Source organism: Collinsella sp. Sow4_E3 (assembly GCF_052116285.1).
Lineage (GTDB): Bacteria > Actinomycetota > Coriobacteriia > Coriobacteriales > Coriobacteriaceae > Collinsella.
This window is the reverse complement of the sequence record NZ_JBQKLJ010000006.1, coordinates 96,081-117,138: the sequence shown is the minus strand read 5'-3', so window position 1 is coordinate 117,138 and position 21,058 is coordinate 96,081. Positions and strand designations below refer to the sequence as shown.

Annotated in this window: 20 protein-coding genes; 1 reads left to right on the top strand and 19 read right to left on the bottom strand. The window is 59.9% G+C overall.

Annotation, left to right across the window (positions count from 1 at the left end; translation table 11 throughout):
- Window positions 1–290 precede the first annotated feature (290 nt).
- The 3 genes from ACTQ48_RS05680 to ACTQ48_RS05670 all read right to left on the bottom strand — a co-directional run bounded on the left by ACTQ48_RS05680 (window position 291) and on the right by ACTQ48_RS05670 (window position 3,194).
- A complete protein-coding gene (locus tag ACTQ48_RS05680; RefSeq protein WP_441570344.1) occupies window positions 291–1,691 on the bottom strand; it encodes a phosphoglucomutase/phosphomannomutase family protein in 1,401 nt (466 codons plus the stop codon).
- A 174-nt stretch (window positions 1,692–1,865) separates the two neighbouring features.
- The gene (locus tag ACTQ48_RS05675) at window positions 1,866–2,759 is read right to left on the bottom strand and encodes a homocysteine S-methyltransferase family protein (protein WP_441570343.1); all 894 of its coding nucleotides are present in this window, start codon (window positions 2,757–2,759) and stop codon (window positions 1,866–1,868) included.
- Between the two features lie 12 nt (window positions 2,760–2,771).
- On the bottom strand, window positions 2,772–3,194 hold the full coding sequence (locus ACTQ48_RS05670; RefSeq protein WP_154518396.1) for a metal-dependent transcriptional regulator: 423 nt from the start codon (window positions 3,192–3,194) through the stop codon (window positions 2,772–2,774).
- A 120-nt stretch (window positions 3,195–3,314) separates the two neighbouring features.
- Between ACTQ48_RS05670 and pepT the strand changes: the two genes are divergently transcribed.
- Complete coding sequence (pepT, locus tag ACTQ48_RS05665; protein ID WP_154518393.1) at window positions 3,315–4,562, top strand: peptidase T; 1,248 nt, start codon at window positions 3,315–3,317, stop codon at window positions 4,560–4,562.
- A gap of 253 nt (window positions 4,563–4,815) precedes the next feature.
- On the opposite strand, the gene ACTQ48_RS05660 is transcribed toward pepT, so the two are convergent.
- From ACTQ48_RS05660 to prfA, 16 genes are all read right to left on the bottom strand, one after another.
- Entirely contained in the window at window positions 4,816–6,069 is a 1,254-nt protein-coding gene (locus tag ACTQ48_RS05660) for an LCP family protein (protein WP_441570342.1), read from the bottom strand.
- Between the two features lie 12 nt (window positions 6,070–6,081).
- Window positions 6,082–7,365: a UDP-N-acetylglucosamine 1-carboxyvinyltransferase gene (gene murA, locus ACTQ48_RS05655; protein ID WP_154518387.1), complete on the bottom strand. Its 1,284-nt coding sequence runs from the start codon at window positions 7,363–7,365 to the stop codon at window positions 6,082–6,084.
- A gap of 88 nt (window positions 7,366–7,453) precedes the next feature.
- Window positions 7,454–7,846: an ATP synthase F1 subunit epsilon gene (atpC, locus tag ACTQ48_RS05650; protein WP_154518384.1), complete on the bottom strand. Its 393-nt coding sequence runs from the start codon at window positions 7,844–7,846 to the stop codon at window positions 7,454–7,456.
- A 3-nt stretch (window positions 7,847–7,849) separates the two neighbouring features.
- Window positions 7,850–9,304 carry a F0F1 ATP synthase subunit beta gene (gene atpD / locus ACTQ48_RS05645; RefSeq protein ID WP_055286334.1) on the bottom strand — a complete coding sequence of 485 codons (1,455 nt, stop codon included), beginning with the start codon at window positions 9,302–9,304 and terminating at the stop codon, window positions 7,850–7,852.
- On the bottom strand, window positions 9,304–10,212 hold the full coding sequence (atpG, locus tag ACTQ48_RS05640) for an ATP synthase F1 subunit gamma (protein ID WP_427747818.1): 909 nt from the start codon (window positions 10,210–10,212) through the stop codon (window positions 9,304–9,306). Before atpG ends, atpD begins: the two co-directional genes overlap by 1 nt.
- A 5-nt stretch (window positions 10,213–10,217) precedes the next feature.
- The gene (gene atpA / locus ACTQ48_RS05635) at window positions 10,218–11,816 is read right to left on the bottom strand and encodes a F0F1 ATP synthase subunit alpha (RefSeq protein WP_427796113.1); all 1,599 of its coding nucleotides are present in this window, start codon (window positions 11,814–11,816) and stop codon (window positions 10,218–10,220) included.
- Window positions 11,816–12,292: a F0F1 ATP synthase subunit delta gene (locus tag ACTQ48_RS05630; protein ID WP_154518375.1), complete on the bottom strand. Its 477-nt coding sequence runs from the start codon at window positions 12,290–12,292 to the stop codon at window positions 11,816–11,818. Before ACTQ48_RS05630 ends, atpA begins: the two co-directional genes overlap by 1 nt.
- Window positions 12,282–12,884, bottom strand: a complete 603-nt coding sequence (gene atpF / locus ACTQ48_RS05625; RefSeq protein WP_117716380.1) for a F0F1 ATP synthase subunit B — start codon at window positions 12,882–12,884, stop codon at window positions 12,282–12,284. The genes ACTQ48_RS05630 and atpF overlap by 11 nt, the downstream gene beginning before the upstream one ends.
- Window positions 12,885–12,899: 15 nt before the next feature.
- On the bottom strand, window positions 12,900–13,094 hold the full coding sequence (locus ACTQ48_RS05620) for an ATP synthase subunit C (RefSeq protein ID WP_022094262.1): 195 nt from the start codon (window positions 13,092–13,094) through the stop codon (window positions 12,900–12,902).
- Window positions 13,095–13,218: 124 nt separating this feature from the next.
- A complete protein-coding gene (atpB, locus tag ACTQ48_RS05615; RefSeq protein ID WP_022094263.1) occupies window positions 13,219–14,022 on the bottom strand; it encodes a F0F1 ATP synthase subunit A in 804 nt (267 codons plus the stop codon).
- Window positions 14,023–14,025: 3 nt separating this feature from the next.
- The gene (locus ACTQ48_RS05610) at window positions 14,026–14,337 is read right to left on the bottom strand and encodes a hypothetical protein (protein WP_055286330.1); all 312 of its coding nucleotides are present in this window, start codon (window positions 14,335–14,337) and stop codon (window positions 14,026–14,028) included.
- A gap of 281 nt (window positions 14,338–14,618) precedes the next feature.
- Window positions 14,619–15,266: a uracil phosphoribosyltransferase gene (gene upp / locus ACTQ48_RS05605; RefSeq protein ID WP_441570341.1), complete on the bottom strand. Its 648-nt coding sequence runs from the start codon at window positions 15,264–15,266 to the stop codon at window positions 14,619–14,621.
- Between the two features lie 123 nt (window positions 15,267–15,389).
- Window positions 15,390–16,931 carry a glycerol kinase GlpK gene (glpK, locus tag ACTQ48_RS05600; RefSeq protein ID WP_441570340.1) on the bottom strand — a complete coding sequence of 514 codons (1,542 nt, stop codon included), beginning with the start codon at window positions 16,929–16,931 and terminating at the stop codon, window positions 15,390–15,392.
- The gene (locus ACTQ48_RS05595) at window positions 16,885–17,688 is read right to left on the bottom strand and encodes an L-threonylcarbamoyladenylate synthase (RefSeq protein ID WP_441570339.1); all 804 of its coding nucleotides are present in this window, start codon (window positions 17,686–17,688) and stop codon (window positions 16,885–16,887) included. The genes glpK and ACTQ48_RS05595 overlap by 47 nt, the downstream gene beginning before the upstream one ends.
- 209 nt (window positions 17,689–17,897) lie before the next feature.
- Window positions 17,898–19,148: a N5-glutamine methyltransferase family protein gene (locus tag ACTQ48_RS05590; RefSeq protein ID WP_441031993.1), complete on the bottom strand. Its 1,251-nt coding sequence runs from the start codon at window positions 19,146–19,148 to the stop codon at window positions 17,898–17,900.
- 631 nt (window positions 19,149–19,779) lie between these two features.
- Window positions 19,780–20,847: a peptide chain release factor 1 gene (gene prfA, locus ACTQ48_RS05585; protein WP_154518366.1), complete on the bottom strand. Its 1,068-nt coding sequence runs from the start codon at window positions 20,845–20,847 to the stop codon at window positions 19,780–19,782.
- Window positions 20,848–21,058 lie beyond the last annotated feature (211 nt).

Here is a 21,058-nt window from a genome sequence, read left to right as displayed (position 1 = left end):
CTTGCGAAAAACGAATCCAAGTCAGACCATTTCAAATGGTTCGATGTCTGCCCGGATGCGACACATCTGGTGTGTCCATCCTCGCAGTATCCGGTTCTCAAGGTGCACGCCTGCGCCGGTTCCCGGTCCGACCGGGCCGCGCGGCAAGGAGATATATTGCCAGACCGGAGGGGCCCGCGGGGCGGGAATCTGGTTGCACACAGCTCCTACATATTTATACCCGCAGCTGACACTTGCCAGTCGTTACCTACCACTCGCCGAGCATATCTTTATATTGATCAGCCCCATGGCTAGAGCTGATATGCGCCCCGAGCCAAAGCGCAGCCGGCATCAAGCAACTCGTCGCGCTCCTCCACCGAAAAGCCCTCGGCGTACACTCGCACCACCGGCTCAGTGCCACTCGGGCGAACCAACAGCCAGGTATCATCCTCAAATGCCAAACGCAAGCCGTCCATGTGACTTACGCTCTGCGGCGCCTTGCCGCAAATCGACTTGGGATTCACACCGGGAAGCAGCGTGCGCAGCGACTCGGCATCTTCTGCCTCAAGTCGTAAATCTCGACGGCCATAACTTGTTTTTCCAAAACTCGCCTCGAGCTGATCGACCAGCACGCCCAGCGAAGCCCCCGTCTTTGCCATGAGCTCACACAGGAGTAGGCAAGCGAGAATGCCGTCACGCTCGGGCATATGCGCGGCAATGCCGATGCCACCGGCCTCCTCACCGCCCATAAGCACCCCGTCTTTTTTCATCTCGGCGGCTATATATTTGAAGCCAACCGGTTTTACGGTCACGCGGCAACCGAGTGCCTCGGCAACACGACGTACAAGCGTCGAGCACGATAGATTGACGACGACTCGCCCCTTCAAATTGCGAAACTGAACCAATTCGCCCATTACGAGCGCCATGATCTGATGCGGATGTATATATCTACCGCGCTCGTCGACCGCGCCAATACGGTCAGCATCGCCATCGGTCACCAGGCCGGCACACGCGCCGTCTTCGATAACTGCACGCTCGCAGGCATCCACCCACGGCTCTACGGGATCGGGACAGATATCCCCCCAATCCGATGCTTGCCCCGCATGAATCTCATGGACCTCAACACCCAGCTCGCGCAGCAAATCGGCAAGATAACCTTGAGCCGCTCCCCCCATGGGGTCGACCACCACGCGCAGACGAGCGGCACGAATGGCATCGGCATCGACAAACGATGCTACCGCTCGCATATAGTCGGGAATGATATCCGCCGTGCGATACTGCTCCTCGAGCCCCAGAGGTTCGGCGGCCATCGTTGCCTCGAGTTCTTCGATGACGTCCTGGTTTGCCGTGGAACCATCGCCCATGCGCAGTTTGAGACAGAGATAGCCCTGCGGATGATGTGAACCGGTCACCATGAGCGCCCCGCACGCCTCGCCATCGTATGCGGCAGCCCACGTGATGGCAGGCGTGGGTACAAAACGGGCCGCGAGCACGGCATCAAGGCCATGGGCCGCAAGCACGCCAGCTGCAAGTTCTGCAAACTCGCGCGCCCGGGGACGGGTGTCATACCCGATATATACCGTCTTGCCGGGATATGTCTTTTGCCAGAGCTCGCCGGCGGCATCAGCGATACGGGCAACATTGTCAGCGTTAAAATCCTCGCCGACGCGAGCGCGCCAGCCATCAGTTCCAAAATGAATTATCGCGCACACACGCAGACACCTCGCAGTGTTTGGATCATGGTACGCAGGTGGTATACCCGCAACGAGCGCCCGGCAAGCCGCCGGCGCACGCATTCACCGTTTAGGCAAAAGCCATCGAGGGCGCATATAGACAAAAAACCGCCCCGGTCGGGGCGGTAATTCGAATGTGCTTTTCTTAGGACTCTATATATCGAGCGCGTCTGCCATAGCAGCCGTCGTGATCGCCGTGGTTCCGCAACAGCCACCAACCATTGCGGCGCCAGCCCGCTTCCACTCGACGCATGCACGCGCGAAAGCTTCGGGGTCCTCGTGCCACACGGGCCCATCTTGCGTTTGGACCGGATTTCCCGCATTGGGACGTACAGTAACGGGCGTCGTGGCTATCTTGACCATTCTTGGTACCGCAGCGGTAGCCGCTGTCAGGGTGCAGCAATTGATCCCAACCGAGCTCGCACCGTGCTTCTCGGCATACAAGATGGCACCTTCGATGTTTAGGCCATCACCCAGCAGGTCGCCCTTGTCATCAATAGCAAAGCTCACCAGAACGGGCATGCCATCAGCGGCATCATGGACACCGGCGAACACGGGCTGCAGATTGCGGATAGACGTGACCGTCTCGACCAGAATCCCGTCGACGCCGGCGTTGAGCAGAGCGGACGCCTGCTCGCGAGCATTTGCGCGAATCTCTCGATACTCGGAAGAATCCTCGACAAACCACTCAATCGCAATAGGCCCCATGGACCCCAGCAATAGCTGGGGATTTGCCTGGCGGGCATCGTCGACCGCCCCGCGATTGACCTCTGCCATAGATGGAGCGATTTCATCGCGATCGAGCGCAAAACCCGATGCCTGGAACGTATTGGTAATAAGCACCTGTGCACCAGCGGCGGCATACAGTCGGTGGATGCGAGAAACCGTCTGTGGTTCGGCGAGGTTCCAAAATGCCGGCGGAATATCGGTAGCACCGTATTCACTCAGCAGCACGCTGCCCATCGGACCCTGTGCCAGCAGCGTCTCGCTGGCAAGTCGGCGCATAAGCTCCTCGCCGCCGAAGCGATTGTAATAACTCGTATCCATATATATGTTTCGCTATTCCTCGATGCTGATTCCCTGCTTTTCGAGATAGGCGAGCCAACGGACCATTGTGTCCTCGGAAAGCGCGTGCTCCATCATGCAGGCCTCGGCATCGGCGCGCTCAAAGTCGACGCCGAGCTCCTGGACCAAAAATGTGCGAATCAGGCGATGGCGATACCAGATAGCCAAACCGACCTCGCGCCCACGGTTGGTCAGGATAACCTTGCCGTAGTGAGACTGCTCGACAAGTTCGGATGCCTTGAGAGCCGAAACCGCCTTGTTGACCGATGCCTTCGAAACGCCAAGGCGCTGTGCGATATCGACCGACCGCACGCCATTAGTCTCCCCATCCTCGCTTTCGATGCGAACCATGCACTCCAAGTAGTCTTCGTTCGCCACCGTTAGATGTAGCTCGCGCGAGCTATTTGTCGTATCCATGAACATCCGTCCCTTCTGCATTCAATGGCTGATTCTACCCCATCCAAGCGTCGCGGTATGCCGCGGCATACCGTGCTAGAGTTCTTGTTGCACACGACAACCAAGATTGGAGCGGTCTCTATGGAAAACACCACCACGAACCCCGATGTACTCGAGCGTTTTTTGCGCTACGTCCAGATCAACACACAGTCCGAGGACGCCAACTGTGACCAGGTTCCGTCGAGCACCGTCCAGTTTGATCTTGCCAATGTGCTTGCCGAGGAATTGCGCGAGCTTGGTGCAACCGATGCCCATGTAACCGAAAACGCCTATGTCTGCGCTCACATTCCCGCGAGCGCCGGCTCCGAGAATAAGCCCGCCCTGGGCCTGATCGCGCACCTCGACACCACCGAGGTCGCACCGGGCGCCGGCGTAGCGCCGCACATTGTGCACTACGAGGGCGGCGACCTGGTTTGCGGCATCGTCGACGGCAAGCCCGTATCCATGAGCACCGCCAAGCTCCCCGCCCTCAACAACCTTTTGGGCGAGGACCTGGTTTGCACCGACGGCACCACGCTGCTGGGCGCCGACGATAAGGCCGGTGTCGCCGAGATTATGGCGCTCGTCGCACGCATTGCACAGGACCCCAGCCTGCCCCACCCCACGCTTGGTATTTGTTTCTGCCCGGACGAGGAAATCGGCCACGGTGCCGAGCTGTTGGATATCGAGGACTTTGGCTGTAAGTATGCCTACACAGTCGACGGCGGTCCGGTTGGCGAGCTTGAGTGGGAGTGCTTCAACGCCGCCGAGGCTACCGTTAGCTTTGAGGGCCAGTCCATTCACCCCGGCGACGCCAAGGGCCGCATGGTTAACGCGGGCAATCTGTTCTGCGACTTCAATGCCCTGCTCCCCTACGTGCAGCGTCCGGAATACACCGAGGGCTACGAGGGCTTCTATCACCTCGAGGGCGTTTCTGCCACAGTCGACCATGCCACGGCGCGCTATATCGTCCGTGATCACGATGCCGCCAAGTTCCAGCAGAAGCTCGATCTGATGGATGCTGCCGCCGCGCTGCTCAACCAGCGTCTGGGCGAGGAGCGCGTAACGGTCGAGATCAAGCACCAGTACCGTAACATGGCCGAGATTGTCCGCGACTACCCAGAGCTGATCGAAGTCGCCAAGGAATCCTTCCTTGCCTGCGATGTTGAGCCCCAGGTGCTGCCGATTCGCGGCGGCACCGACGGCGCACAGCTGTCGTTCCGCGGCCTGCCCTGTCCCAACCTTTCGACGGGCGGCTACTGCTACCACGGCGTCAACGAGTTTGTCCCGGTCAGCTCGCTCGTTAAGATGACCGACGTCTTGCAGGAACTCGTCGCCCGCTTCGCATAAGGAACTCGAATAATCTAGGTAAGCAAAATCGCCCCGTCCTCAAAACCGAGAACGGGGCGATTTTTTGGTGCAAGGGGAGTAGTCGGCATCGCTGGTTGAATCAACGTCAGCGAGCGACGTCCAGAACGAACAAGTTGGCATGAAAAAGGCAGGACATTGATTCTGGTCATGCCCTGCCTTTTGAATGACAAATAGTCGCTCTGGGCGGCGCGCAGCGTCAAGCCGTTGCGCGGGCTAGCAAGCCCCCGCAACCCTAGTAGTTGGCTTCGTAACCGTTGCCGTCGCCAGTGGGCTCCTCGTAATAATATGAGCTGTAATCCGAATCGTCCGAATAGCTCGAATCGTCCGAATAACTAGAATCGTCCGAGCTTTCCAACGAACCGGCCGTACCGTAGGCGTAATCGTCAGAAGTATGGTTGCTCAAATCACCGATTGTAGAGCTGGTTCCGTCGGATAGGCCCATGGTGTTTGGTCCCTTAGGATCCTTGCCGGCATCGACGCGCGCCATCATCTCCTTAAGCTCGTCCTCGTAGACAAAGACATAGCTCTGGCCGTCGATCATGGTGGTTTCATCTGCGTAGGAGGGCAGATTCGCCGAATAGATGCCATCGACATCCATGCCGCGCATAGCATTGACCGTAGACACGATGTCCTGAACGCTCATATCGGTCACAAGCATATCGGACAGCGAATTAACCAGGTCGAAGACCTTCGTAGCATCAAAGTTGTTGAGAATCTGGTTGGCAAGGGCACCAAGCACCTGGCGTTGGTGACGCATGCGCGTATAGTCGCCGTCGGCATAGGTATAGCGGCAACGGGCATAGGTGAGCGCGGTAGCACCGTCCATGTGCTGCTGGCCTGCCGTAATCTTAATGTCCAGATGCTCGGGGTCATCGACATCGTCGGTGGCGTTGATGTCGATACCGCCCACAGAGTCAATCAATGATTGCATACCGTCAAAGCTAACCTCGGCATAGTGGGAAATCTGCACGCCGCACAGCTCATTGACCGCTTGAACCATGGCCTCGGCACCGCCATAGGTATGGCAGGCGTTGACCTTCATGGTTTCGCCGTTATAGACAACCTTGGTATCACGTGGAATGGATATAAGCGTAGCCTGCTTTTGCGTAGGGTCGATGCGCGCCAAGATAATTGAATCGGAGCGATACGTGTCCTCGCCCGGACGACCATCGGTACCCAAAAGAAGCACGTAGAACGGATCCTTGGCCTCATTGGTATCCACCAAGATATGGCGCAGATTGTCGGTAATGACATTGGAATCGCCAAGCTTGCCCATAATGTTGGCGAACCACAGCCCGGCGGCAGTCGTAGCGCTCAACAGCACGCCAAGCACGGCGATAAGCGCAACGCGACGGATTGTCTGGCCGCGGCGGCGCTGACGAGCGCGCTCGGAGTAGCGTGCAACATTATCGCGACTGTAGATCTTGGCCTGTGCGCCGGTTGAAGGTCTTCGAGTATCCGCTAAGGGCTTCTTATTATTAAACATAGGCAACCTGCATTAGTAGATGACGGGATCGGGAACAGTGGCGTGCTCGACGTTTGCACCAAGTGCCTGCAGTTTTTCGACAAACTGCTCATAGCCACGTTTGATGTGATGGATGGCCGAGACCTCGGTAACGCCGTCGGCGATAAGGCCAGCAACGACGAGCGCGGCGCCGCCGCGCAGATCAGGCGAGGTAACCTGTGCACCCGAGAACCCCTTGACGCCATGAATCATGGCGTGATGGCTTTCGATGCGGATATCCGCGCCCATACGGACCAGCTCCGACGCGAACATGAAGCGGTTCTCGAAGATATTCTCGGTAATCACAGAGCTGCCATCAGCAAGAGCGGAAAGCACCATGATCTGCGCCTGCATGTCCGTCGGGAAGCCCGGGAACGGGAGTGTCTGAATATCGACCGGCCTGATGTGCTCGACACGACTCACGTGAACGCCATTCTCGATTCGCTCACACTCGATGCCCATGAGCTCCATCTTCTTGAGCACCATGCCCAAGTGAATGGGGCAAAAGCCCGTAACGTCGACACCGCGGTCATCGGCCATCAGAGCACCGGCAACGATAAAGGTGCCGGCCTCGATGCGGTCGCCCACCACGCGATGGGTAACGGGATGCAGCTCGTCCACACCTTCGATGGTCACGACGGGCGTGCCGGCGCCAACAATCTTGGCGCCCATCTCGTTGAGCATGTTGGCAAGGTCGACGATCTCGGGCTCGCGAGCCGCATTATCGATAACCGTAGTGCCTTGTGCGCGCACGGCCGCCATGATGAGGTTCTCGGTAGCGCCGACGCTGGCAAACTCAAGCGTAACCGTGGTACCGCGCAACCCCTGAGGAGCGTTGGCATTGATGTAACCGTGTGCAGTGTCGAATTCTACGCCCAGCGCCTCAAGACCCAAGATGTGCATGTCGATCTTACGGGCACCCAGATTGCAGCCACCCGGCATGGCAATCTTGGCACGATGGAAACGGCCCAGCAGGGGACCCATCACGGCCGTGGAGGCGCGCATCTTGGCGACAAGCTCGTAGGGAGCCTCCCAGGAATCAACCTGAGAAGTGTCGATCTCGAGCGTATGCTCATCGAGAACGTCAATCTTGGCGCCCATACCCTTGAGCACCTTGCCCATAACATGGACATCCGAGATATCGGGCACGTTCTGCAGCGTCGTCTTCCCCGGTGCCAGAAGCGTTGCCGCCATGAGTTTGAGTGCAGAGTTCTTTGCACCCGAAACGGGCACGGAGCCTCCGATGGTGTGGCCACCTTCAACACGGATAATATCCAAGGTCTACCCTTTCAAAAAGCATGCCCGGGATGGCTGGGCCATCCCGGGCATGATGTGTTCGCAAATGGTCGAACGCCAAATCGTTTGACTATTGGGCAAGCATGAGCTTACACCATGCGATTTCATTATAGAGGTAGGCGCGGCGTGCATCATCCTCCGACAAATTACCCAGCTTCTCTTCAAAACCTTGAATATCAGCTTTAAGCTTGTCGGCATCAACGGTCGCCAAATCGCAAGCGCGCTCGGCGAGAACGGTCACGACATCGTCCGCAACCTGGGCATAGCCGCCGGCCACGGCAAACGTGTGGTCGACGGTGCCCATGGCCTTATCGGAGACGCGAACGTAACCGCGGTCGATCGTGCAGATCTCGCTGGAGTGAGCAGGCAGAACGCCAAACTCGCCATCCGTGGACGGAATCGACACAAACGCAGCGTCGCCCTCATAGGCGCAGCTCACGGGGCACACGATGCGGATACGCATAACCTACTTCTCCCCCATCTTGCGGGCACGCTCGCGCACGTCCTCAATCGTGGAAGCATAGCGGAAAGCCTGCTCGGGCAGGTCATCGGCCTTGCCGTCGACAATCTCGGCGAAGGAGCGGACGGTATCCTCGACGCGAACGTAGACACCGGGGTTGCCGGTGAACTTCTCGGCGACGTGGAAGGACTGCGAGAGGAACTGCTGAATCTTACGAGCGCGGTTGACCGTAAGGCGCTGCTCTTCGGACAGCTCGTCCATACCCAGAATGGCGATGATGTCCTGAAGGTCGGAGTACTCCTGCAGGAGCTCCTGGACCTTAACGGCGACACGGTAGTGCTCCTCGCCGACGATCGAGGGATCGAGGGCGTCGGAGGAAGACGCGAGCGGGTCGATGGCCGGGAACAGGCCGAGCGACGAAATGCTACGCGAAAGAACCGTAGTGGCATCGAGGTGCGTAAACGTCGTGGCGGGAGCCGGGTCGGTCAGGTCGTCTGCGGGGACGTAGACAGCCTGAACGGAGGTGATGGAGCCCGTCTTGGTCGAGGTGATGCGCTCCTGAAGGTCGCCCATCTCGGTAGCCAGCGTGGGCTGGTAGCCAACGGCGGACGGCATACGACCCAGAAGAGCGGAAACCTCGGAACCGGCTTGGGAGAAGCGGAAGATGTTATCGATGAACAGCAGAACGTCCTGACCACGATCGCGGAAGTACTCGGCGGTGGTAAGGCCGGCCAGACCGATGCGCAGACGCGCTCCAGGCGGCTCGTTCATCTGACCATAGACCAAGCAGGTCTTGTCGATAACGCCCGACTCGCTCATCTCGAGATAAAGGTCGGTACCCTCACGGGTACGCTCGCCGACGCCGGTAAACACCGAGGTGCCACCGTGCTCCTGAGCGAGGTTGTTGATGAGCTCCTGAATCAGAACGGTCTTGCCGACGCCGGCGCCACCGAACAGACCAGTTTTGCCGCCACGGATGTAGGGCTCGAGCAGGTCGACGGCCTTAATGCCGGTCTCGAAAATCTCGGTCTTGGTAGTGAGCTCGTCAAAGCGGGGCGCTGCATGGTGGATGGGATAGAACTCCTCCACCTCGGGCATGGGCTTGCCGTCGACGGGCTTGCCCATGACGTTCCAGATGCGACCGAGTGTCTTGGGGCCAACGGGCATCTTCATGGGCTCACCGGTATCGGTGGCGATGAGGCCGCGCTGCAGGCCGTCGGTCGAGGACATGGCGACCGTGCGGACGACGCCGCCCGGAAGCTGGCTCTCGACCTCGAGGATCGTGCTCAGGTGACCGATCGGGGTCTCGGCCTCGACCGTGAGCGCGTTGTAGATCGGGGGCACCGCGCCGTCAAACTTGACGTCGACGACAGGACCGATAATACGCACGATGCGACCATCACCGGCAGTCGTCTTCTTGGTGGCTTCCTCGACCGCAAGCTTTACGGTGTTATTAGCCATTACTGTTCCTCCAATGCTGAGGCTCCGCCGACGATCTCGTTAATCTCGGTCGTGATCGAAGCCTGACGCACGCGACTATACGTGCGGGTAAGGGTCGAGATGATCGCGGTGGCGTTTTCCGTCGCGGAGTGCATCGCCTTGCGGCGTGCACCCTGCTCGGCGGCCGCCGAATCGATTAGAGCCTGATAGATGACCGTCAGGATATACGACGGTACAAGCTTGCCGAGAACATGCTCGGGAGAGGGCACGAACTCGAACGTGGACGAGATACGCTTAGGGGCGTCGGCCTCGTTCTTACGCGGACCGTGGGCCATAGCGATCATCTCGGGATCGAGCGGCAGCAAGTGCTCGACGCGAAGCTCCTGATCCACGCGGTTCTTGGCGTGGTGGTAGACAAGCTCGACACGGTCAAGCTCACCGGCACGATACGCATCGCAGATATGAGAGGAGATCATGCGGGCCTGATTGAAATCGGGCTCAGAGGAGTTGCCCTCAAAGTGCATGATGACGTTTGCGCGGTCACGGAAATACGTGGCCGGTTTGCGCCCACACGCGATGATCTCGCACTCGATGCCGTCGTTCGCCCAAGAAGCGGCGAGCTTTTCGGCCGTGCGCTCCACCGTCGTATTGAAACCGCCGGCAAGGCCGCGGTCTGAGGCAATAACGACAATCAGGCCATGCTTGACGCTCTCATGCTTCTGCAGCATGGGATCGGTGCCCGAACAGGAGGCGTCGCCGGCGACCGTCAACATGACGTCGGTCAGCGCCTCCTTATAGGGTTCGGCCTGCTTGGAGCGATCGAGGGCACGACGGATCTTGGCCGTAGAGACCATCTCCATCGTGCGCGTGATCTGCTTGGTCGTGGTAACCGAGGAGATTCGCTTCTTAATGTCGCGAAGGTTGGCCATAGGGCTTAGTTCTCCTCTGATCCAGTCGTATCGGCATGGTGCTTGGCCATGAACTGCTGCTTAAAGTCGCCGATGACGCGCAGGAGCTCAGCCTTGGTGTCATCGTCGATCTTCTTGGCGCGAACCTTGTCGAGCAGCGAGCCAAAGCCGTTGTCCAGGTACTCAATGAGCTCGGCGCGGAAAGGCAGCACGTCGGCGATCTCCAGGTCATCCAGGAAACCCTCGTTGCCAGCGAACAACGCAACGATCTGCTCGGAAACCTCGAACGGCTTGTAGCGCGACTGCTTAAGGAGCTCAGTCATGCGAGCGCCGTGGGTAAGCTGCTTTTGCGTGGCCTCGTCGAGGTCGGAGCCGAACTGCGTAAAGCCGGCGAGCTCCTGGTACGAAGCGAGGTCCAGACGGAGGTTGCCGGCGACCTGCTTCATAGCCTTGGTCTGTGCGTCGCCACCGACGCGGGACACGGAGATGCCCACATCGACTGCCGGGCGCTGGCCCTGGAAGAAGAGCTCGGACTGCAGGTAGATCTGACCATCGGTAATGGAAATGACGTTGGTCGGAATGTAGGCCGAGACGTCGCCGTCCTGGGTCTCGATGATCGGCAGAGCCGTCATGGAGCCGTAACCGTTCTTCTTGGACATCTTGACGGCACGCTCGAGCAGACGAGAGTGCAGGTAGAAGATGTCGCCAGGATAGGCCTCGCGTCCGGGCGGACGATGCAGCGTCAGCGACATCTGACGGTAGGCCACAGCCTGCTTGGACAGGTCGTCGTAGATGACGAGCACGTGGCCGCCGGGGTTAGTCTCGCTGGCGGGCTTGCCGTCCTCGCCGTTGTACATGAAGAACTCGCCGATAGCGGCACCGGCCATAGGCGCGATGTACTGCATAGGGGCGGAATCGGCAGCGGTGGCCGAAACGATGATGGTGTAGTCGAGTGCACCGTGCTGAGCGAGGGTCTCGCGGATGTTGGCAACCGTGGAAGCCTTCTGGCCGATAGCGACGTAGATGCAGACCATGCCCTTGCCACGCTGGTTGAGGATAGCGTCGATGGCAATGGCGGTCTTACCGGTCTTACGGTCGCCGATGATAAGCTCGCGCTGGCCGCGGCCGATAGGCACCATGGAGTCGATAGCCAACAGGCCGGTCTGAACCGGCTCGCACACCGGGGTACGGTCAATGACGCCGGGGGCCTTGAACTCGATGGGACGACGGTGCGTGGCGACAATGTCGCCCAAACCGTCGATGGGCTGGCCAAGCGGATTGACGACGCGGCCGAGCATGGCACGGCTCACGGGGATATCCATAATGCGGCCAGTGGTGCGGCACTCGTCGCCTTCCTTGATGGAATCGACGGCACCGAACAGAACGGCGCCGACCTCGTCACGGTCAAGGTTCTGGGCGAGGCCGAAGACGGTCTCACCGGTATCGGAGCTCTTGAACTCCAGAAGCTCGCCTGCCATGGCGCTCTTGAGGCCGGAGACGCGCGCAATGCCGTCGCCTACCTCGTCGACCGTTGAAACCTCATGCGTATCGACCGTCGCGGAGAGGTTCGTGAGCTGCTCCTGCAGTTTCTTGGCGATATCCTGGGCATTGAGGGTTTCGGACATTAGGCTTCACCTCCGTACGAATTAGCAGAGTTTGCGAGGGTCTCCTGTGCGATGCGCAGCTGCGTCTTGACGGAAATGTCACGACGCTCGCCGCGGGCCTCGAGCACCAGGCCGCCCACGATAGACGGATCGACCTGCTCGATAAGGAATACCTTGCGGCCGAAGTCCTGCTCGCATTTCTTAGTGATGGTTTGACGCAGCTCGTCGTCGAGCGGGATCGCCGTGGTGACGGTCACGCCCACTACATCCTCGTCTTCCTCGGCAACATGCTTAAAGGCAGCTGCCACCTTGGGAAGAAGGTCGAGCTGGTCGCGCTTGGACATGGTGTCGAGCACGGCGATGATCTCGGGGCTGGCGGAAGCCAGGCGCTCGATCATCTCGAGGTCCTCGAACACATGGTTCTCGGCCTTGGCGGCTTCCATGAGGGAGCGCGCGTAGGTCTCGAGCACCTTGTCCTGATAGCGGCTAGTCGGCATTCAGGCTACCTGCTTCCTGGATGTAGCGCTCGATGAGCTTCTTCTGCTCGGTCTCGTCCTCGAGCGCCTCGCCCACGATCTTGGTGGCGACGGCAACGGACAGGTCGGCGATGGAGCTCGCGGCACCGGCGTAGATGGACTTGCGCTCGTCCTCGACGGTCGTATGGGCCTTGGCGATGATCTCCTCGGCCTCCTTGTGAGCAGCCTCGATGATACGGGCGCGCTCGGACTCGGCGTCCTTACGGGCCTCGAGAACAATGTCGGCAGCCTGACGACGGGCGTCGGTGACGATCGAGTCGGACTCAGCGCGCTTGGCGATAGCCTCCTGCTTGGTCTTCTCGGCCTCGTCGAGACTCTCCTCGATCTTCTTGCCGCGCTCCTCCATGGTCTTCATGATGCCCGGCAGGGCGACCTTGGCCAGCACGATCCAGATGATCAGGAAGGCGATAAGCGCCGGGATGAACTCCGCCATCTTAGGGATGAGGATGTCCGCACCGGCAGCGCCGTCCTCGGCGAACGCGGAAACCGGCATGAGCAGCGCGGCCGCGGACGCGGAGAGTGCGATCGCGCTCTTCTGGGATGAAAGATTCATACTTGACGCTCCGTGCTATTTAACGATCAGCGCGACAACGAAGCCGATCAGAGCCAGAGCCTCGCCGAAGGCGGAGCCCATGATGAAGACGGTGAACACGCGGCCCTGGACCTCAGGCTGACGGGCCATAGCACCCGTAGCACCCAGAGCAGACAGGCCGATAGCAAGACCAGCGCCGATAACACCGAGACCGTAACCGATAACTCCCACGATTCCTCCTTTGTCGTGCGTGTCTTTTTTCACGCAGGATAACCTTTTTATAACTGCCGGGCTCCATGGGTACGGGCACCGGCGGTTTAACGAATTGCCTTACCTTTAAGGCGCGAACGGAAGACTACTCCTCCTCCGCGACCTCCTCTGCCTCGGAGACATACACGGCGGTAAGGACCGTGAAGACGTAAGCCTGGATGGCGCCGACCACGAGCTCGATCGCATAGATCAGGATGAGGATGGCAAGCCAGGCCAGCGAAGGCAGGGCGCCGACGGCGTGGGCCGCGGAAACCTGCTGAAGCAGCGGCTGCATGAACATGCTCGCCATGATGGCGAACGAGCCCATGACCACGTGTCCTGCGAACATGTTGCAGAACAGACGGACGGCAAGCGTGATGAGGCGCAGGAAGGTCGAGAAAAGCTCGACGACCCACACAAGCACGTTCATCGGGAAGCTCACGCCCTGCGGGGCGAGGCTCTTGATGTAGCCGATCACGCCGTGAGCCTTGCATCCGTAGTAGATGAAGTACACGAAGGCGAAGATGGCGAGCGCGGCGGTGGAGCCGATTGCGCCGGTGCCGGGCTTCATTCCCGGGATCAGGCCGATCATGTTGTTGATCAGGATGAACAGGAAAAGCGAACACAGGAACGGGAAGTGCTTCTTCCAGTTCTCACCCACGACGCCCTTGCCGATATCGTTCTCGACGTACTCGATGATGTACTCGAAACCGTTGACGAAGAAGCCCTTGGGAACCAGGGTCTGCTTCTTCTTGAACACGGCCAGGACGATCAGGAGCACGATCGTGGAGACGATCAGCCAAAACGAGTACTGCGTGATGCCGCAGCTCAGATCGCCCACGACAGGGGTGGAGCTGAACTCGCTGACCAGATGATTAATCTCATCAGGCAGCTTTTCAAAAATTTCCACGACTTACCTTTCGACCTCATGAGGATCTCGCAGCGCCTTGGCGACACGAACCGTGCAGGCGGCCATAAAGGCCACGAAGCCGATCGCCTCGCCCAGGAGGAACATGCGAAATGCCTCTCCGAACAACACAAACACAACCAAGGTAAAGACAAGCAGGGCGATTGCCGAGACCGCCAGACTCACCATACCCTTGAGCATGTCCGCATTCTGTTTATCGTCAAGAACCGGCTTGAGCGTAAAAACAAAGGGAAGAAAGGCGACCGCGCCCGCGATGGCGCCTGCAACGATAGCGAGCAGATCGGCTATCTGAAACACTGGCGTCCTCACTTTCTTTTTTAACGCTTCACAGAACAGTTCCCGCCAAACATTGGTGACTATTGTACGAGCCAATCGCTAAAGTACAACCGAAAAAGCATCGGTTAATACGCACCTGTTCGTTTTCTTAAGACCTTCTTTATGCCGCAGGTACGGTAATACGTTTTTCTCGAACCCTGCAGGGCAAAACGTCCGTTAACAGGAGTGCGCGCGGTCGACTTTTGTTCGTCCGCGCGCACCGTTTCTTCGTATTTGCAGCCGCGGCCGTCTTAGCCCAGCGACTAGAGCGTGCCGTAGATGCGGTCGCCGGCGTCGCCGAGGCCGGGAACGATGTAGGCAGCCTCGTTGAGATGGTCGTCGATGGCGCAGGTATAGATATGCACATCTGGGTCTTTCTCGGTCAGCGACTTGAGGCCCTCGGGGGCCGCGACGATGCACAGCATGCGGATTTCCTTGACACCGCGCTCGCGCAGGTAGCTGATGGCCATCTCGGCCGACCCGCCCGTGGCGAGCATGGGGTCGACAACCAGGCAGATGCGCTGGTCGATATCCTTGGGCATCTTGCAGTAATACTCATGCGGTTCGTGGGTAACCTCGTCGCGCTCCATACCGATGTGTCCCACGCGAGCGGAGGGCACCAGGTCGAGGATGCCGTCGACCATGCCAAGGCCCGCACGCAGGATGGGCACGATGGCGAGTTTCTTGCCGGCGAGCTGTTTGAACGTGGCGGTAGTGATGGGGGTCTCGACCTCGACGTCTTCCATAGGCAGGTCGCGCATGGCCTCGTAGCCGTCAAAAAGCGCGAGTTCGCGCACGAGCTGGCGGAACTGATTGGTGCCGGTGTTTTTGTCGCGCAGGATCGACAGCTTGTGCTGAACGAGCGGATGATCGACAAGCGTCACACGGGACGCATCGTAGGTAACGGTCATGAGTTGATTGCCCCTTTCGTTGCGGCCGTAAAACGACCTTGCTGGCATGGCGCGCAGCGATGTTGCCGCCGCGCGCCATACACAAGTTTAGCGGTTTGCTGTATCGAGTGGCCCGTCGCAGCCCTACTGTGCGGTACTGAGCGAGCGCTTGACCGCATCGCGCCAGCCCGCAAGGTTTTGCTCGCGGCGCTCGGCGGACATGCGGGGAAGGAAGGTCCTAACGATCTGGGCATTTTGCTCCAGCTCTTCCAGGTCTTCCCAATAGCCGACGGCAAGGCCCGCCAAGTACGCGGCACCGATTGCCGTGGTCTCCACCGTCTCGCATTGCAGCACGGGGATATCCAGCAGGTCGGCCTGGAATTGCATGATGAACTCGTTGCGCGACGCGCCGCCATCGACAGACAGGCGTTCGATCGAAAGCCCCACGTCCTGCTCCATGGCGCGCAGCACGTCGTAGCTCTGATATGCCATGGATTCGCAGGCGGCACGTACGATGGTCGCACGGCTCGAGGCGCCGGTCAGACCGCACACGATACCGCGGGCACGCGGGTCCCACCAGGGAGCGCCCAAACCCGCAAAGGCGGGAACGAAGTAGCAGCCCTCGTTGTCGTTAATCGAAGCGGCGAGTTGTGCCGACTCGCTCACGCTCGAGATGATGCCCATGTTGTTGCGAAGCCAGTTCATGGTGGAGCCGGCGGCAAAGATGGAACCCTCGAGTGCATAGCTGATCTTCCCGTCCGCGGCGATACCGATGGTGGAGACCAGACCGTTCTTGGATTCGACGACCTCGTCGCCGGTGTTCATGAGCATAAAGCAACCAGTACCATAGGTGTTTTTGGTCTGGCCGGGATGGAAACAGCAGTGGCCGAACAGCGACGCCTGCTGGTCTCCCGCCACGCCCATGATGGGTGGCATGTTGGTCATGATGTCGCTCGCGACGCGGCCGTAGTCGCCCGAACTCCAACGAACCTCGGGCATCATGGAACGTGGAACGTCAAAGAGCGCCAGCAGGTCGTCGTCCCAATCGAGCGTATGGATATTAAAGAGTGCCGTGCGGCTGGCATTGGTGTAGTCGGTGGCAAAGACCTGGCTGCCGGTGAGGTTGTAGATGAGCCAGGTGTCGATGGTGCCGAACATGAGGTCGCCCGCCGCCGCGCTCTCGCGTGCGCCGTCGACGTTGTCGAGAATCCACTGCACCTTGGAGGCCGAGAAATACGGGTCGAGCGTAAGCCCCGTGCGGGAGCGCACCAGCTCTTCTGCGCCCTGCTCAACCAAATTATCGATCAGAGACGCGGTGCGACGGCACTGCCATACGATGGCGTTATAGATGGGCTGGCCGCTCACGCGGTCCCAGACCACCGTGGTCTCACGCTGATTGGAGATACCGATGGCGGCGATGCGATCGGAATGAATCCCGCTCTTAAACTGAACCTCCATCATGACCGCAATCTGGCTGGCAAGGACCGCCATGGGGTCTTGCTCCACCCAGCCGGGACGCGGGAAGCTGGTTTTGACGCTGCGGCGCGCTTGGGCGACGATGCAGCCGTACTCGTCGACGATGGTCGCAAGTACCGAGGTGGTGCCGCAGTCGAGCGCCATGATGTAGGAACCGCCAAAGTCAAACGAGGCATCTTCCATGCCCAGGCTGCCCAGATTCAACGACATCGCTTACACCTTTCTGTTGCATCGGGTCGGACAGGACCCGCTCAATCTCTGACGCGGGAAGTGCGCCTTGGCGCAGGATCTGGAGCCCGCCGTGCTGGAACGACACGATGGTCGAAGCGTCGCGGCACGGCGTCTCGCCCGCGTCGACGGCCACGTCGACCCCTTCTAGAATGCGGTCTTCAACGTCGGCAAAGCTTGCCGGCGCGGGCGCGCCGTGTGTATTGGCGCTCGTACAGGCAAGTGGGCTGCCACAGGTGCAGATGAGCGCCTGTACCACGGGCGATGCCGACGCGCGAAGAGCCACCGTGTCGTCGACGGCACGCATAAAGGTCGGCACGCAGGGAGCCGCCTTGACCACAATAGTCAGGGCGCCCGGCCAGCATCGTCGGGCAAGTATGCGTGCCTCTTCTGGGATATCCACGCCGTAGCGGTCGAGGGCCTCGGCATCATCGACCAGCCAGGCGACCGTTTGGGTGAGCTCACGCTGCTTGAGGGTAAAGATGCGACGGTAGCCGGTACCGAGCGCGGGCACCGCGGCGCCGTTGACGGCAGCCTGCGGATCGCGCGGCCACGGCAGAGATTCGCTTGTATCTTGGGGCACGGCGTCCGAGAAGGCGTTGACTGCCACAGCGACGCCATAGACGGTCTCGGTTGGGATTAGGGCCAGGCCGCCACGGCCGAGCACCTCGGCCGTACGCTCGACGGCGAGCCGATGCGGCTCGCGCGCTCCCTCGAATACCCGATAGACCGTCTGCATGTGTATGCCAGCCCCTTACGCTCTGGTGAAAGTTTGTTTACTGAGGGGCATTCTCGCACGAAACGTTTAACCTATTTGTCCACAGCGCATGTTGGTTTGGTGAGCGGCTATAGCAGTCGGTGAAAGTGAGGGGTAATTGAGCCGTGACAAGCCTCTTTACATTTCCGGCGCAGCGCTCCCGCCGCCGCGCCGCCAATAAGCTTCGTACTTTACTGACGTTGTTTGGGCTCGGTGACGATAGCTCGAACGATGCGGGGACGATCGGTGAGGTCACGGACGATGCGTACGTCCGAAAGACCCGCCTGGCGGCAGAGCTCGGCCGCGGCGTCGAGGGCGCCCTCATAGAGCTCGCAGGCAAACAGGCCGCCGGCGCGCAGCATATAGGGCGCCGCATTGAGCAGGCGGCGGAAGATATCAAGGCCATCGGCGCCGCCCTCGAGCGCCAAATCGGGCTCAAAGTCCTTGACCTCGTGCGGCAGCGAGCGCATGACGTCAGTCGGGATATAAGGCGGGTTGGAAACGAGCACGTCGAAGGTGCCCCACTCCTCGCGGGGGATAGAGCTCACCAGGTTCGTGAGGCTGAAGGCGACCTCATCGGACGTCAGCCCGAGTGCATCGCGGTTTTTGGTGGCCAGGTCGATGGCGCGCGGCTCGATATCGGTAGCGGTGCAGGCGACATGGCCGCGACGCTCCCAAGCAAGGGAGAGCGAAATGCAGCCTGTGCCGCAGCCGACCTCGAGAACGCGGGCAATGCGGGGGTCGGCAGGCACAGACGCGGCGGCATCCTGCACTAGGGCCGTCTCTTGTTCGACGCCTTCGATGGCAATGCCGTATTCGTCGAGCTCGGGCTCGGCGACTTCCGCGGTCTCGGCCTCAGCTGCCTGCGCGGCGGCTTCCTCGGCCTCACGATCGGCCAGCTCCTCGGCATAAGCTCGGCTGCCCAGCACGTCTCCGCCCAACGCCGCCTCATCGGCAGCCGTGAGGTTGGCGGCACGGCGCTCGGCAGTCGCGCGTTCGTCAGCCAATGCGACTTCGGCTTTACGCGCCTGCTCGACCTCGTCGTTCCATGGCAACTCTACGCGCTGGCGGGTGGCAGCCTCGGGGCTCAGAACCTCGGCATCCAGATAATTGAGGACTTCCTCGACGAGCATCTCGGTCTCGGGACGTGGAATGAGCACGCCGGGGGCGCACGCGACGTCGATCATGCGGAACTGCGTGCTGCCGGTGATGTACTGCAGCGGCTCGCCCTTGGCGCGACGGACAACCGCCGCGTGCATGGTCTCGAGCTGCGCTGCATCGAGCGTGTCGTCCATACGCATATATAAGTCGATGCGCGCTAGGCCCGTGGCTGCGCACAACAGCCACTCGGCAGAAAGACGGGGGTGCTCTTCGCCGCGCTCGGCTAGGTACTCCTTGGTCCACTCGAGACAACGCCTGATGGTCCAGATCTCGTTTGCCATGGGTCCTCCCCTCTTAAGCGCCGGGCGGCGCGCGAATGTCGGAGCAGATTGTACGCGAGGGCGGCACGCGGCGAGAGACGATTGGAAGCGATTATCGAGAATCAGCCCAGAATTTTGCACCGGGCTCGCTCAAAGTGTTCATTCGCCGACGTCTAGATTTGCATTCGTCAAGCTTTTGGCAAGGTTGCCCCAAAACTGACCAATATCTAACCAAGAACTTGCCAAATCACTTGACGTGCGACGCACCAAAAAGGGCCCCGCGACTTCTTGGACGATTTTTCGAGCAATATTTTCAATAGCAGATGAAGGTTGTTAATTACTTTAAGCAGGTAGACAGATTAATTTCCAACATAGCAGATTAAATAAACTCGAAAAGTAATTTACCCAACCTAGTCATTTAAGATCGTCCCCAATGACTACCTCTGAGGCACCGCAGGTTGAGCATAAGTCCCCAATGACTACCCGCCGCAGGTAGAGGACGGACAGCGAGCGGGTCGCATTTGAGACAAGGTGACGTGGAACGAAAGGGCGCTGACCTTCTGGTCGCGCCCTTGAAGTTGAACGTCAGATTGTACAGGTGCGGCCCGCGCAGCGTCGGCCGGTCCGCCGTTCGGTAGAACGGCGGAACCTACTACACGGCCTGCGCCAGCTTCTCGGCACGCTCGGCGGCGGCAAGCGCCTCGATGACGGCACCGAGTTGGTCGCCCAGAAGGACGCCGTTGTAGGTGGAGTTGAAACCGATACGGTGGTCGGTCACGCGGTCCTGGGGCTGGTTGTAAGTACGGATCTTCTCGGAACGGTTTCCGTGGCCAATCTGGCTCTGGCGCTCGGCGCCGAGCTCGGCCTGCTGCTTCTCGAGTTCCATCTCGTACAGACGGGCACGCAGCATCTGCATGCAGACCTCGCGGTTTTGAATCTGGGAACGCTGCTCCTGCGACTGCACCACGGTATTGGTGGGCAGGTGGGTAATGCGCACGGCGGAGTAGGTGGTGTTAACGCACTGACCGCCAGGACCGGAGGCACAGTAGGTATCGATGCGCAGGTCGGACTGGTTGATCTGAACGTCGATCTCCTCGGCCTCGGGAAGCACGGCGACAGTTGCCGTGGAGGTCTGGATGCGGCCCTGGGACTCGGTCTTGGGAACGCGCTGGACACGGTGCACGCCGGACTCGAACTTCATGACGGAGTAGACACGGTCGCCCTCGACCTTGAACTCGATGGACTTAAAACCGCCGGCCTCGCTGGGGCTGGAGTCGAGCACGGTGGTCTTCCAGCCACGCGACTCGCAGAAGCGTTGGTACATCTTGTACAGGTCACCGGCGAAAATGGCCGCCTCGTCGCCACCTGCGGCGGAGCGGATCTCGACGATGGTGTTCTTGTCGTCATTGGGGTCACTCGGGATGAGCATGTACTTGATGTCTTCCTCGAGCTGGGGAAGCTTGTCCTCGTTCTCGGAGATGTCCATCTGGAGCATCTCCTTCTCGTCGGCATCGGTAGTGTCACGGAGCATTTCTTTGGCAGCCTCGATGTCGTCGAGCGCGCCGATGTACTCGCGCGCAGCGGCAATGAGGTCGGACTGGTGCGCGTACTCCTTGTTGAGACGCGTGAACTCCTTGATGTCGGAGGCGACGGCCGGGTCGGAAAGCTTCTTCTCGAGCTCCTCGTAGGCCTTGATGATCTTTTCGAGCTTGTCGCGCATGGCGGAACTCCTTTATATGCGTGAAGGTGAAAATCGGCGGAATTGATGGGGCGCATGGCGCCGTTGCGGGGTAAGCCCAGCTAGAACATGTCGATTTTCAGATACATGCGCATCCCTTCGCGTATAGGGTACATAGTTGCGGTCTAACCCATATATGATAGCGTGCGCAGGCAAACCTGCATATAACCCGCACGGAATGAGTGGACGTAGT